11 protein-coding genes are annotated in these 13,451 nt (G+C 67.1%); 3 read left to right on the top strand and 8 right to left on the bottom strand.

All coding sequences use genetic code 11. The features are described from left to right. Positions 1-25 precede the first annotated feature (25 nt). The 7 genes from K6T84_RS17765 to dprE1 form a co-directional block, all read right to left on the bottom strand. Positions 26-3,298, bottom strand: a complete 3,273-nt coding sequence (locus K6T84_RS17765) for an arabinosyltransferase domain-containing protein (protein ID WP_225402080.1) — start codon at positions 3,296-3,298, stop codon at positions 26-28. A 14-nt stretch (positions 3,299-3,312) separates the two neighbouring features. Continuing rightward, positions 3,313-3,519 (bottom strand): hypothetical protein, encoded by a 207-nt coding sequence (locus K6T84_RS17760; protein WP_225400926.1) that lies wholly within the window; start codon positions 3,517-3,519, stop codon positions 3,313-3,315. A 38-nt stretch (positions 3,520-3,557) separates the two neighbouring features. Further along, entirely contained in the window at positions 3,558-3,725 is a 168-nt protein-coding gene (locus tag K6T84_RS17755; RefSeq protein WP_225400925.1) for a type II toxin -antitoxin system TacA 1-like antitoxin, read from the bottom strand. Further along, the gene (locus tag K6T84_RS17750; RefSeq protein WP_225397722.1) at positions 3,722-4,063 is read right to left on the bottom strand and encodes an antitoxin Xre/MbcA/ParS toxin-binding domain-containing protein; all 342 of its coding nucleotides are present in this window, start codon (positions 4,061-4,063) and stop codon (positions 3,722-3,724) included. Before K6T84_RS17750 ends, K6T84_RS17755 begins: the two co-directional genes overlap by 4 nt. An 82-nt stretch (positions 4,064-4,145) precedes the next feature. Next, the gene (locus tag K6T84_RS17745) at positions 4,146-5,981 is read right to left on the bottom strand and encodes a galactan 5-O-arabinofuranosyltransferase (protein ID WP_225402079.1); all 1,836 of its coding nucleotides are present in this window, start codon (positions 5,979-5,981) and stop codon (positions 4,146-4,148) included. 236 nt (positions 5,982-6,217) lie between these two features. After that, entirely contained in the window at positions 6,218-6,982 is a 765-nt protein-coding gene (gene dprE2 / locus K6T84_RS17740; protein ID WP_225400924.1) for a decaprenylphospho-beta-D-erythro-pentofuranosid-2-ulose 2-reductase, read from the bottom strand. Next, complete coding sequence (gene dprE1, locus K6T84_RS17735; protein ID WP_225400923.1) at positions 6,983-8,368, bottom strand: decaprenylphosphoryl-beta-D-ribose oxidase; 1,386 nt, start codon at positions 8,366-8,368, stop codon at positions 6,983-6,985. Between the two features lie 77 nt (positions 8,369-8,445). Here dprE1 and K6T84_RS17730 point away from each other — a divergent pair, with 77 nt between their 5' ends. From K6T84_RS17730 to rfbC, 3 genes are all read left to right on the top strand, one after another. Beyond that, positions 8,446-9,018 carry a hypothetical protein gene (locus tag K6T84_RS17730; RefSeq protein ID WP_225397717.1) on the top strand — a complete coding sequence of 191 codons (573 nt, stop codon included), beginning with the start codon at positions 8,446-8,448 and terminating at the stop codon, positions 9,016-9,018. A gap of 104 nt (positions 9,019-9,122) precedes the next feature. Next, the gene (rfbB, locus tag K6T84_RS17725) at positions 9,123-10,118 is read left to right on the top strand and encodes a dTDP-glucose 4,6-dehydratase (RefSeq protein WP_225400922.1); all 996 of its coding nucleotides are present in this window, start codon (positions 9,123-9,125) and stop codon (positions 10,116-10,118) included. A gap of 1 nt (position 10,119) precedes the next feature. Continuing rightward, complete coding sequence (gene rfbC, locus K6T84_RS17720; protein WP_225402078.1) at positions 10,120-10,719, top strand: dTDP-4-dehydrorhamnose 3,5-epimerase; 600 nt, start codon at positions 10,120-10,122, stop codon at positions 10,717-10,719. Positions 10,720-10,735: 16 nt separating this feature from the next. Here the strand turns inward: rfbC and K6T84_RS17715 are convergent, their stop codons facing one another. Then, entirely contained in the window at positions 10,736-12,919 is a 2,184-nt protein-coding gene (locus K6T84_RS17715) for a hypothetical protein (RefSeq protein WP_225400921.1), read from the bottom strand. Positions 12,920-13,451: the final 532 nt, after the last annotated feature.

Below are 13,451 nucleotides of genomic sequence, written 5' to 3'. Positions count from 1 at the left end.
CGCGCCAAAGAGAGGGGGCAGGACCTCAGTGCCGGAGCGGCGCGGGGCTCCACAGCCCGGACCGGACCGTCGTCCCCAGATCCAGCTCCGCGACCGTCGCCGACGGGTAGTAGGGCGTCAACTGCTGCAGGGCGCCCCAATCGCGGAACCAGTCGTGGTTGAGATAGCTCGGCACGGTGGTCGCATGCACCAGCAACTCGGTGATCCCCAGCGGGCCGCCGCCGTTGTTGTCCATCACCGGCGAGTTGGCCTCGGCGCCGTAGCGGTCCGGCAGAATCCGCCACTTGGGCACCTCGGTCACCCCGTTGCGGTGGCCGAACGGCCGCTGGCACGGGAACGCCAGGCCCACCAGCCAGTCCAGCAGTACCGGGTCCGACGAGCCCACCACGTCCTGCAGGCTGCGCAACTGCGGCACCCGCGGCGGGGTGACGGCGATCCAGTGCTGCGGGGCCAGGTCGTCGTCGCGGACCACCAGCCGGACTACGGTGGCCTCGGCTGGGATCGACGACATCGGCGTTCGCAGGTTGCGCCAGGCCGGCACCGCCCCGATGTCACCGAAATCGACGGTCCCGCTGGAATTCTGCGGCGGTCCCAGCTTCGCCTCTCCTTCGTCGAGGCTCGCTGAACCGCCGGGCTTATCAGCCGCGGCCCCGGCGTCGGTGGCCCACTGCGCGGTGACCTCGCCGCGGTCGAACCGTCCCGCGGCGGCCACCACCAGCAGCGGCCCCGCGTTGGCCCGGTCGGCGGGCAGCCGGTACCAGGCCGAACGCAGCAGCGCCGGCACCTGCATCCCGGGCCGCCAGCTGCCCAGCACCGGAACCCGGGCGGGGTCGAGCTTGTAGGGCAGCCGGGCCCGCGAGCCGTTGATGCCCTCACGCGCCGTCGTACCGCCCTCGGTACCGGCCTCACCACTGGCGATCTGCGCGTCGTCGTCGGCCAGTCGGCCCAGCCCGGGCGGGCCGATCAACTGGTCGGCGGAGACGTCGGAGGGAATCCCGTTGGGGGAGAAGCCCACTGAGAACAACGCACCCAACGCCTCATCCGCCGGCTCGTCCACCGGCGCCAAAAGGCCGGCGTTGGGGTCCTGCTCGACCAGCACGTCATCGGCCAGCCCGCACGTCTTGCCGCTGACGGCGGCCAGGTTGGAGCGCCCGACTGTCCACGCCGGGTACTGGCCGATCATCGACGCGGTCAGTGAGACCACCTCGAACAGGATCAGCACCCAGGAGGCGATCGCCAGCGGATACCCGGACAGCCCCGGCCAGCGCGGCGGCCGGTCCTCGCCGTTGACGAAATGGAACCAGGCCGCGGCCAGCAGCGCGCACACCGTCAGCCCCACGCCCACGGTGGCAAAGGCCAAGTGCCACTTGGGGAATGCATTGGACCACGGCACCCCGAAGTTGGAGACGTACCACCAGCCGTTGACGCTGGCGAACGACAGCGCGGTGATGAACAGCACCAGCGCGGTGAAGAGCGTCCGGTTGCGCCGCGAATGCATCGCCGCGGCGCCGACCGCAACGGCGGCCAGCGCGCCCAGGGAACCGGCGAGCCCGGCGAACACACCGAAGTGGTGCGTCCACTTGGTGGGGGTGAACATCATCGCCATGAACGAGATGATGGTGATCCCGATGATGCGCCGGCTCGGCCCGGCCGCGGTGCCCGGAATCCGGCCCTTGCGCAACGCCATCGCCACCGAAACGGCCAGCGCCACCCCCAGCGCCAGCACCGGGAAGCGGCGCGCCACCGAGCCGTCGGGCGTGGCCAGGAACAGCCGCTCGTAGCGGACGTGCTCCTCGAACCAGGCCAGGCTGGGCCCGACCGCGGATTTCAGTGTGCTGGCCTCGATCTCACCGGCCAGGGTCTGGTCCCGGAAGATGACGATCGCGGTGATGCTGATCGCGGCGGCCAGCGGCGCCAGCAGCGGCGCCAGCCCGAACTGCTTCCACCGCCGGTGCAGGATCGTGCGCAGCGGCCCGATCGCCACCAGCAGCGCGCCGATCGAGGCGATGCCCGTCGGCCCGGAGAACAGCGTCATCGCGCCGATGATGCAGGCGATCGCCAGGGGCAGCAGCCGGCTGGTCGCCACCGCTCGTTCCACCGAGCACCAGGTCGCCAGGATGCCCAGCGCAATGATCGGCTCTGGGCGCAGCCCGTTGTTCAGCGGCAGCCAGAACGCCAGGAACATGCCGGCCGCGGTCCAGGCCGCCGCGCGGCTCTTCTTCACGGCGTGGCCCAGTCGCGGTATCACCTCGCGGCTGATCAGCCACCAGCAGGCCAGCGCCATCCCCAGGGTGGGCAGGCGCATCCAGATGCTGGAGGTGGACACGTGCGACCACACCGCCAGCAGGTCGTAGTACCAGCCGAACGGCGCCTCCGGGGTGCCGAACCAGCGGTAGAAGTTGGCCATGTAGCCGGCGTTCTCCGAGACCCGGGCCATGGTGAGGATGTAGCCGTCGTCGGAGGTGTTGGCGCCCACGAAGTGCCACCAGACCAGCACCAGCGTTACCAAGGCGTCCAGTGGCGACATCGACCACCAGCGGGCGGGCAGGAAGCGCCGGTGGCGGCTGCCGTCGGCGGTGTCGAGGATGTGCAGGGCGATCAGCGCGATGATCGTCAGCGCGACCCCGAGGATCATCGCGGCCAGCTTCAGCGGGGTGGGCGCGCTGGAGAACCGGGTGTCGACGGTGGCGGTGAAGTCCAGTCCGGCCGGCGCCGGCCCGGCCAGGTCGGTGTAGACCCCGACGATCTGCGGCCGGAAGTCGTACCCGTTGCGGGTTCCTTTGAGCGCGGAGCCGGGGTGTTCGGCGTGGGGCCCGTATTTGAGGCCGACGAATTCGGCGGTGACCTGGTCGGCGTGTGCGGTGAATGTCAGCTTCTGGCAGTTCGGGCCGAGCACCTGCGTCAGCGGCGCCACCACCACCGGCACGTTGCGCACCACCAGGACCAGGTCGTCGTTGACGCGCTCGATCAGCAGTCCGCGGTCGACGGCCTTGGGCGCCTGCTTGGGCACCGTGGACAGCAGCACGCTGCGGCCCGGGGTGAGCCCGGCGGCGGCCTGGCACGGCACGCTGATGTCGAGGTCGGTGGCGACGTAACCGATCAGCGGCGCTTGCACGCTGGCCATGACGCCGTTCTGCGGCCAGTTCAGCTCCGCGGTGGTCTGCTTGACCGGCAGCAGCGGGGTGAGGATCGCCAGCAGTGCGCCCAGTACGCCGGCGACGACGGCGACGGTCCGGGCGATCCGGTAGTCGGAGCGCGTATCGGTCACGGGCCTAGATGCTATCGGTGTGCTCGACAGTGCCGTGGCAGACGTCAGCGGTCGGGGATCTCGTCCAGCTCTTCGATGGTGCGCTGGATGTCGCCGGTCAGGAGGTACAGGTCGAGATCGGTGTCGTTATCGGGGTTCAGCGGGGTGAATCCGAAGCGCTGCCACCACCGCGAGGCGTCGGCGTCGAGTGCGTTGACGACGACGGCGCGGCAGGCCGCGGTGGTGTTGATCTGGACCGCGACTGCGAGCACGTGGCCAACAGGCTCGGCCGGTGGAACCGCACGCCGGGTCAATCCAGCCAGGTGAACGTGGCGGACCGTTGCAGTGACCTGCGCAGATTCTCGTTGACCTGTGCCGGGAGGGCGAGCGCGGCTTCGAACGCCTCGGCCGCATCGGGGGACAGTTGGATCACCTGACGTTCGGCAATGATTTCGTCGGCGCGCACGGAACCGCTCACACGAAGATTCCTTCGGCCATGGCGTCGATGAGGGCTAAGACGCGCTGATACTCACCATCGCGTACCAGGTCGGCGGGCTTGCTGTGCGCGAGTAGTCGGTTCGGCGAGAACATCCACACGTTGGCCTGGTCGCGGGGAAGGACCTCAGTCAGCGCGTCTGCCACGTAGGCCAGTTCGATCAGTCGTTGCTTGTTGAGGCGTTGCGGGACGACTTGACCCGACGTCCAGCGCGCCACCGAGCGCGCTGATGCATCGACGATGTCGCCGACTTCCTCGTAGGTTAATCCCAGGTGTTCGATCGCACTCGACACCGTCGAGGCGAGCGCGTTAGCTCCCATAATGTCTGCCTGTCTTCCTTTTGTCAGCCATTATGTCATGCATTCTGACACGAAGTGATGCTGGTCCGTGGACAGCTGGCCGTCAGGTGCGGATGGCGAGGACGAACGGCCCGATCTTTTCCACCGTGAAACCGTCGAACAGCGCGGAGTCCAGCTCCACGGTGTAGCGCCGCACGTTGGGCTGGTTGGGGTAGACGTCGCGGGCCAGCCGCAGCGTGTAGGTGTCCCCGGAGCCGTGGCGCATCAGGAACACCGTCGGCGCCGGCCATGGCAGGGCGTCGAGTGCGTGGGTGAACTGCTCGGACGTCTCCAGCTTGGACCAGGACTCGATGGCCGCGGCGCGCGCCGAGAACTGGGCCAGCGGGTTGGCGTAGTGCGGCGTCAGGCCCTGAAAGCCCCAGTAGGGGTAGTAGGACAGGAAGCTGTAGTCGGCGGTGAGCACCACGGTCTGGTTGCGGGGCTTGCCGGTGGCCGCCGCGACTGCTGCATCAATGGCCTCGTAGTACTTGGCCGCACTCGGCGCCCGCCGGTCGCCGCGGTCGCCGTGCCCATCGGTGTCGGTGTAGGCGACGGTGATGTCGGGTCGCAGCTGCTCGGGGATGTCCTGGCTGAACGCCACCGCGCCGATCAGGCCCACCGCGGTGGCCGTCGGGTAGACGATCCGGTGCCAGCCCTGGGCGGCGCGGCCCAGCGCTTGGGCGCCCTCGATGAAGCCGAACACCCCGGCGGTGGCCAGCAGCACCGTCAGCGTCGGCTGCAGCCGGAAACTGAGCAGGGTGGTCTGGGCCAGGGTGGCCAGCATGGACAGCAGCGACCACAGGTAGATCGCCCCGACGCCGGTGGCCAGCGCGGCCGCCCGGGTGGAGTTCCGGGCCCGCACCACCAGCCATGCCGTGCCCAGCAGGCACAACGCCCCGAGCAGGGTGAACTGCAGCATCGGGAAGCTCAGTTCGGCCCCGGCGCCGGGCAGGTAGTGGAAGGCACCGCGGGTCTCGCCCAGCGGGCGGTGCAGCGCCTGGAGCAGGTACGGCGTCCAGGTGATCGATGCGATCACCGCGGCGATCACCCCGCTGACCAGCAGCCGCAGCAGCGGGCCCACCCGCCGCCCGATGACCGCCAGCAGCAGCGCCATCAGCGTCACGGTGAACGCACCGTAGGCCACCAGCAGGGTGTAGAAGGTGGCGGCGAAGCCCAGGAAGACGCCGGTGCCCACGACCGCAGCCCAGCCCCGGCCGGTCGCACCCAGGCCCGACCAGGCCAGCACCAGCACCGGCGGCAGCAGCACGGTGATGATCGCCGCGTAGGGCTCCGGTGAGCTGTGGGCCAGCGTCACCGCCGCGCCGGCCAGGGTGACGGCCAGCGCGTACTCGAAGCGGATCATCTTGTTCCACAACACCATTGCGACCGCGACGGCCACCGCCATCGAGGTGATGGCCCACGGTTTGTAGATCTCCCAGGCCGGTATCCCGAGCCAGTCCGCGGCGCGTCCACCCAACCAGAACCAGCCGGGCGGGTAGTAGGGCGGCAGCCCCAGGTAGGTCATGTCGTGCAGCTGCGGGCTGTCGGCCAGGCGGGTGAGGTATTCGGTGCGGAACTGCTGATCCACCGAGATGCCGAACAGGTACAGCTTGGTGGCGCCCAGCGGCATCGCCAGAGTCACCACGCTGAAGGCGGTGGTGAACACGATCGCGGCCAGCCAGGCCAGTGCTTGCCGGCCGCGCCGCCACAGGGCCGCGGCCACGATCAGCCCGGCTACGCAGCCCACCTGCCCGACGGTGGTCAGCGCATGCAGTTGGTTCGACGACGGATACGCCGGCCACTGCACCCGGGCGATGGCCACCAAGGCGACGACGGCGACGACGACGGCGATGCCGCCCGCGAGCACCATCTGGCCGACTGTGGTCAGCGCGTTGCGCATCATCGTCACAGAGGTTACCGGCCGGGCTGATGCCCGGGGTTGACGGTGTCGATGTTGATGTTGCCGCTACGGCCGGGTCTGGTAGAACTCGGCGACGTCGAGCAGCGGTTCGGTTCCAGGTTTGATGTGGCGACTGATCCGTTCGCTCAGTTCGGCGAGGCTCGGCGTACTGGTGTGAATCAGCTCGCCGGCGTCGTCGCTGCCCGTCGTATCAGTGATGAAGCAATGATTCCAGATCAGATCGGCAGCCGGCGGAAGATCGCCCGCGGGACGTGCCGCAGCACCATCATCACGTAGCGGAACGCCCCGGGCGCCCAGACGATCTCCTTGCCCTTACCGGCGGCGGCCACCGCCAGTTCGGCGACGTCCTCTTTATCCACGGTCAGCGGCGCTTCCTTGACGTGCTCGGAGAATCGGGTGCGCACCTGGCCGGGCCGGATCACCAGCACCCGCACCCCGTCTTCGCGCAGCGCCTCGCCCAGGCCGAGGTAGAACCCGTCGAGTCCGGCTTTGGTGGAGCCGTAGACGAAGTTGGTGCGCCGCACCCGCTCGCCGGCCACCGAGCTCATCGCGATGATCTGCCCGAAGCCCTGGGCGCCCATCTTGTTGGCCAGCAGCACGCCCACCGACACCGCGGCGGTGTAGTTGATCCCGGCGACCTGCACGGCCTTGGCCTGGTTGTGCCAGAGCTCCTCGGCGTCGGCGTCCATGCCGAAGGCAACGATGGCCACGTCTATATCGCCCTCGCTGAACGCGGCGTCGATCACCGCCGGATGCGACGCGGTGTCCAGGGCGTCGAAGTCGACGATCCGCACCGACTTCGCGCCGGCGGCCTGCATCGCGGCCACCGCGCCGTCGCGGCCGGGGTCACCCGGCAGGCAGGCCAGGATCACCCGGGCGGAGGCGTTGCGCAGGTAGCGCGCGCAGATCGCCAGGCCGATCTCGGAGGTTCCTCCCAGCACCAGAACGGACTGGGGGTTGCCGGTTGCGTCGAACACCATCTAGAGCAGCTCCAAACGTCGGGCCATATCGGAGGCGAAGATCCCGTCGGGATCGACCTTGCGCCGCACCGCGATCCATTCGTTGATGCGCGGGTACATGGCGTGGAAGTTCTCCGCGGTGGTGCGGGAGTCCTTGGCGGTGTAGAGCCGGCCGCCGAACTCCAGCACCCGGCGGTCCAGGTCGTTGAGCAGTTCGTTGACACCGGGCTTCATCGGGAAGTCCAGGCAGACGTTCCAGCCGGGCATCGGGAAGCTCAGCGGCGCTTGGTTTCCCGGCCCGAACAGCTTGAACACGTTCAGCGCCGAGTAGTGGCCGCTGGCCTGGATGTCGATGATGATGCTCTTGAACTCCTCGACCGCCTCGGTGGGCACCAGGAACTGGTACTGCGCGAAGCCGGCCGGGCCGTAGCCGCGGTTCCACTCACCGAGCAGGTCCAGCGGGTGATAGAACTGCGTCAGGTTCTGAATCTTGCCGCGGTAGTGGCCGCCGCGACGGTAGTACAGCTCACCGATGGCGCTCAGACTCAGCTTGTTCATCAGCCCGTTGGGGAAGACGTCGGGCACCGTCATCAATTGCGGCGCATCGAATTTCAGCGGATCACGCGCCAGCTTCTTGGGCAGCTCGTCGCGCAGCGCCAGCCGCCCGCGGGTGATGGTGGCCCGGCCCAGCTTCGGCGGCGCACTGATCGCATCGAACCACGCCGACGAGTAGGTGTACTCAGCCTCGGAGCCGTCACTGTGGAAGGCGATGGTCTCATCGAGCGTGGCGGTGTTGTCGCCGTCGTTGATGAAGTACGCGGTCTCGGTCGCCGTCATCGCGATGGTCGCGCGCAGGATGATCCCGGTCAGGCCGTTGCCCCCGACCGTCGCCCAGAACAGTTCGGACCCCTCACCCTCGGGCTCGAGGTGGCGTACCGAGCCGTCGGCGGTCAGCAACTCCATCGAGAGCACGTGGTTGCCGAAGCTGCCCTCGCTGTGATGGTTCTTGCCGTGGATGTCGCAGGCGATGGCCCCGCCGATGGTGACCTGGCGGGTGCCCGGCAGCACCGGCACCCACAGGCCGAACGGCAACGCGGCCTTCATCAGCTGGTCCAGGCTGACGCCCCCGTCGAGGTCGACGACTCCGTCGGAGATCGAGTGGATCCGGTTCAGCGCCGTCATGTCGATGACCAGGCCGCCACCGTTTTGGGCGTTGTCGCCGTAGGAGCGACCGAGGCCGCGGGCGATCACGCCCCGATTTTTTTGGGACCCGCCGTCGGCGGCGCGGGCCACCGCTTTGGCGATGACCTCTATATCGGGGGTCGACAGCACCTGCGCCACGCTCGGCGAGGTGCGGCCCCAGCCGGTGAGGCGACGCGCAGTGGTCGGTAGGTCGGTGCTCAACATCGCCCATGAGGGTACCGCCAACGCACCGGTTGCCTGTTCTGCGTGACTATTGGGATTTCGACCGTTACGATCGCGCAATGTCTGAGACTCCTGCCAGCGAATCTGCTCCCACGGCCAAGGTCCCCAAGCCCACCAGCAAGTCTAAGGGCGCGGGGTTTCCGAAATCGTCCGCTCCGTCGCAGGGTTCGTCGCTGCCGACGATCGCCGCTTTGGCGCTGGCCGTGATCGGCATCGTGGTGGGTGTCTTCGGGTGGTTCTACCCGTCGAGCGGTGAGAAGTTCTCGGACGGCCAGCGCGCCGAAGCCAAGGGCAAGGTCTGCGAGGCCCAGGCCGTCGTGCGGCAGGGGACGCAGTTCAACACCAACCTGCAGAACCCGGTTCCGGGTGACCTGGCCGGCGATCTGGCGGTGGGCACCAACGCTCGTCTGTCGCTGTTCGCCGGTGGTGCGTACCTGTACCAGAGTCTGGAGGCCAACCCGGCCGCGCCGGACGATCTGACTACGGCGGCTCGCGACATGGCCAACACGCTGGAGTCGCTGAGCATCAACTACCTGGCAGGACACGCGCCGGACGACGCCGTTCAGCAGCCGCTGCGCGACCAGCTGCGCGGTGAGATCGACGTGCTGGACGGGCTCTGCCAGCAGCAGTAACTCACCAGTTGTCCGGTTCAGCACCGGTTGCGCGTGAGCGCAGCCGGTGCTGAATGGCTTTCGGGGAACTGCGCGCAGCGCGGCTATGATTATGATTCCTCGTCATGAGGCTTCTGGTCACCGGCGGCGCGGGGTTCATCGGTGCGAATTTCGTGCACAGCACCCTTTCCCAGCACCCCGAGGTGGCGGTGACGGTGCTGGACGCGCTGACCTACGCCGCCACCCGCGAATCGCTGGCCGCTGTCGCCGACGACATCCGGTTGGTGGAGGGTGACATCGCCGACGCGGCGGTGGTCGGGTCCCTGGTCGCGGAATCGGATGCGGTGGTGCACTTCGCCGCCGAAAGCCATGTCGACAACGCGTTGAGCGACCCCGAGCCGTTTCTGCACTCCAACGTGGTCGGGACGTTCACGATCCTGGAGGCGGTGCGCCGGCACGGCGTGCGGCTGCACCACGTCTCCACCGACGAGGTCTATGGCGACCTGCCGCTCGACGGCGCGCAGCGCTTCACCGAAGCCACCCCCTACAACCCGTCGAGCCCGTACTCGTCGACCAAGGCCGCCTCCGACATGCTGGTGCGGGCGTGGACGCGTTCCTACGGTGTGGCGGCGACGATTTCGAACTGCTCGAACAACTACGGCCCCTACCAGCACGTGGAGAAGTTCATTCCCCGCCAGATCACCAATGTGCTCACCGGTCGCCGGCCGAAGCTCTATGGGAGCGGTGCCAACGTGCGTGACTGGATCCACGTCGACGACCACAACGCCGCCGTCTGGCGGATCCTGGAAGACGGCCAGCTCGGCCGCACGTACCTGATCGGCGCGGACGGGGAACGCAGCAATATCACCGTGCTGCAAGACATTCTGCGCCTGATGGGTCGTGAGGCCGATGATTTCGACCACGTGACCGACCGTGCGGGCCACGATCTGCGGTACGCCATCGACCCGACGGTGCTGCGCGACGAGCTGGGCTGGCGGCCGCAGCACACCGATTTCGAGTCCGGCCTGCGCGCAACCATCGAATGGTATGAGAACAACGAATCCTGGTGGGCACCATTGAAAGACGCCGTCGAGCGTGGATACGAAGAGCGAGGGCAGTGAGATGCAGGTCCGTGAACTGGCCGTACCCGGTGCGTGGGAGCTCACTCCCAAACAGCACGCCGATTCGCGCGGCGTGTTCTTCGAGTGGTTCACCGATCGCGCGTTCACCGGATTCGCCGGCCACCACTTCGATCTGCATCAGGCCAACTGCTCGGTGTCGGCGGCCGGAGTGCTGCGCGGGCTGCACTTCGCCGAGCTCCCGCCCAGCCAGGCGAAATACGTCACCTGCGTCTCCGGAGCGGTGTGGGACGTCGTGGTCGACATCCGGGTCGGCTCACCGACCTTCGGTCAATGGGATGCGGTGCTGCTGGAAGGCGAAAACCGCCGCTCGATATACCTCTCCGAAGGGCTGGGACACGGTTTCCTTGCACTGCAAGACAACTCGACGGTGATGTACCTGTGCTCGGCGGGTTACGACGCGCAGCGCGAGCACACCATCAACGCCGACGACCCGGCGCTGGGTATCGAGTGGCCGCTGCCGGCCGGCGAGCGGCTGCTCGCCGAACGCGATGCCGCCGCGCCGACGCTGGCCGAGGTACGTGAGGCCGGTCTGCTGCCCAGTTGGGACGCGACGCGCGCCTTTATCGACGGGCTGCGCTGAATAGGGCGTGACGTGTCTAGGTTTGTGGGTCTGCGATGCACAGGACTTCGTCGAGGCTGGCGGTGCGTGGGCCGGTGGCCGGATCGAGGTTGGTGTTTTTGACGCGGAGGGCCCGGCCTAAGCGTGCGGTGTCGTACATGGCTGGGCCGCGGGCCATGACGTTGGTCAGGATGTAGCGGCCGGTGTCAGCGGCGCGATGAATCGCCTCTTCGGCTGCGCTGGCGCCGGTGAGTGCGGTTGCGTCGTTGAGGTTGATGCCGACCTGGAAGACCCGGGGGTCGGCGTCGAGCACTGCGGTCAGGCGGGTGAGGTAGTTCTCGGGGGCGAAGAACCGCCAGCCTTGGCCCAGGTGTAGCCAGAACCGTCCCCTGATCTGCGCGTGCAGCTGTGCGAGCTGGGCTCCCGGTCCACCACCGGACCTGCCCCGGGCGAACTTCAGGAAACCGTAGCGTTTGCGCAGCTGTGCGCGGTCGGCGGGGGATAGGCCAGTATCAAGCACCAGGAAATGCCCGATGCGTGATACATCGAGGCAGCAGTTCAGAAATGAGTTCAATGTCTGCTCGGTGGTCTGCAGGTCCGGTCCGGCGATCAGGCTGACGGTGACCTCGCTGTGCCTGGGGGTTGCGGTCAGGGACTGCACCAAGGTTTCGGAATAGGGGGAGGCCACCTCGATCATGGTCGGCACCGAAAAATCACGGTTGGCTGCGATCCGTTGCCGATCGGAATCGGGGAGGTCGGCGCGGGCCAGTAATTGCCGTCCCAGGGCAAACGCCTCGATATGCCGACCGATCCAGGACGCACACACCGCCTGCTCATCAACCGCACGCCATGCGTAAATCTCGGCAAAGTATCCGAGGACGAAGAGGTCTTCGTCGGGGAAGCAGATTGCGGCAGCACGCTTGGCGAACACGTAGCCAAGCCCGTACCGCCGCGCCTGGCGGTACTCAGCGGCGATGGCATGTAATGCCTCAGCGCGGGTTGGTCGGAAAGCCCAGGCGCGTAGGTAGGCGTCTTCCACAGCGTGCCACGGCTCGTCGAGTTTCTGCATCGTCGCGGCTAGCCGATACATTGCCCAGTAGATCTCCTCCTCCTCATCGCCGCCCAACTCGATGCGCCGCGCATACCACCTGCGCGCGGCGATGAAATCCTCCAACTGAAAGCAGGTCTCGGCAAGGAAAAAAACCGACCGGGCATCTTCGGGATCACGTTCAACTTCGGCCAGCCACCGATAACGGTCGGGTGCGAACTTGTGCCTGAACAGTTCGCGCTCGCGGAGCGGCTGATCGGCACCGCGGTCTCCGCCCTCCATAGGCACCTCGAGGAATGAGGGATCTGCCGCAGCGGTTTCATGGGGGAGCTGTTCTGGGCTTGCTGCCAGTGCGCGCCCGACAATCGCGACCTGATCGCGAGCGGAGAACAGTTGGTAGCCACGCACGGCGAGTTCGCGCCGTGCGTCCTCGTCACCGAGCAGCTCCACGCAGCGATCAACCAAATCCTCGTAGTCGGCGAACGCCACACCGGACTCCAACTCGTGCTCCAAAGCCGGATCATCACCCCGCTCGGAGACCACCGCGCGCTTGTTGGCCAGCAGATAGGACACCCGCGCGATCTCGAATATCTTCGCGTCCCAATAGTGCATGTTCAACACGATCTTCGAACGCGCGATCCACGCATCGCGGGCCGTACCGTAAACGTTGGACAGCCATTTTACGCGAAGACCGCGGTTGTGCAGGTCCTTAAGCACGGCGTAGCGGCGCTCGTAGGGAGCGCCGTAGAAAAGAACGTCGATGTCCTCGGGCGCCGGGGTGATCCGGGTCAGCTCTGGGACGTATCCGATCGGAACGTGGATGGGCCGGGGCAATCCCAACGCAGCCAGGTAGTCGATATTGGCCTGGCTGTAGTCCCAAGTCGGGTAGCGCCGGAACAGGTCGAAGAATGCTGGCAGCGTCGCCGAAGGCAAGTCCTCGCCCAATTGCTCCAGGTTGTAGAAGATAGGATTCTTGGGTGGCTTCAAGCCATGCCGCACGAGGACGTTTCCGCCGAGTACGATGCTCCGGCGATCGTCGAGATCGAGACGATTGGTCAGCACCGACTCATGACCAAGCGCCAAAAGCGCATGGTGCAAACCCTCTGCGACTTCGTCAAATGCCTTGCTGTGCTCGAAATTCTGAGGTGACACAATAGCCACGGCAAAGCGCATGAGGGCAGATTAACATCAACGGCGCTACCCAGACCTTTCCACCGGCAATCCCCACCGCCGAGGGCAAGATTGGGGTTCCCCCGAAAAGGTGGACACGGTTAACTTGCTTCCGTGATGGCGGTCAGCGTGCGCTCGTAGTCGATAGGTGAGCGCATACCGATTGCTGAATGCCTTCGTTGATTTGCGATTCGGCGCCGGCGTTGTCCCAGCAGACCCCGGTAGCCCCCATCGAGCGGCGCAGTCCGTGGTTGCCGCACGCGGTGGCCATATCGTGGGCGGTGTACTGGGTCCCGCGATCGCTGTGCAGGATGACCCCACGAGCGCCGCCGGATCGACGGCACTGGTGACCAGCTCGGTGAGCATGTGGTCATCGGTGTTCCAGCCCAGTGCCCGCCGAGAATGCTCGTCACGGATCGCCCACAAGTACATGTCGCCTTCGCCGCAGGTCAGATAGGTGATGTCCGAGCACCACACTGCGTCACAGTGGCCCTGATCGAAGCATCGGCCGATCAGATCCGGCGGAAACGACGCC

Origin of the sequence: Mycobacterium zoologicum (assembly GCF_020181635.2) — a bacterium.
Lineage (GTDB): Bacteria > Actinomycetota > Actinomycetes > Mycobacteriales > Mycobacteriaceae > Mycobacterium > Mycobacterium zoologicum.
Note: the sequence above shows the minus strand (reverse complement) of the source record. Positions and strands in the feature narration are given on the sequence as shown.

Excerpts from the sequence above, each read along its gene's own strand:
- K6T84_RS17750 (WP_225397722.1), bottom strand. The coding sequence starts at position 4,063 with ATGGGAGCTAACGCGCTCGCCTCGACGGTGTCGAGTGCGATCGAACAC.
- K6T84_RS17745 (WP_225402079.1), bottom strand. The coding sequence starts at position 5,981 with ATGCGCAACGCGCTGACCACAGTCGGCCAGATGGTGCTCGCGGGCGGC.
- dprE2 (WP_225400924.1), bottom strand. The coding sequence starts at position 6,982 with ATGGTGTTCGACGCAACCGGCAACCCCCAGTCCGTTCTGGTGCTGGGA.
- dprE1 (WP_225400923.1), bottom strand. The coding sequence starts at position 8,368 with ATGTTGAGCACCGACCTACCGACCACTGCGCGTCGCCTCACCGGCTGG.
- K6T84_RS17730 (WP_225397717.1), top strand. The coding sequence starts at position 8,446 with ATGTCTGAGACTCCTGCCAGCGAATCTGCTCCCACGGCCAAGGTCCCC.
- rfbB (WP_225400922.1), top strand. The coding sequence starts at position 9,123 with ATGAGGCTTCTGGTCACCGGCGGCGCGGGGTTCATCGGTGCGAATTTC.
- rfbC (WP_225402078.1), top strand. The coding sequence starts at position 10,120 with ATGCAGGTCCGTGAACTGGCCGTACCCGGTGCGTGGGAGCTCACTCCC.
- K6T84_RS17715 (WP_225400921.1), bottom strand. The coding sequence starts at position 12,919 with ATGCGCTTTGCCGTGGCTATTGTGTCACCTCAGAATTTCGAGCACAGC.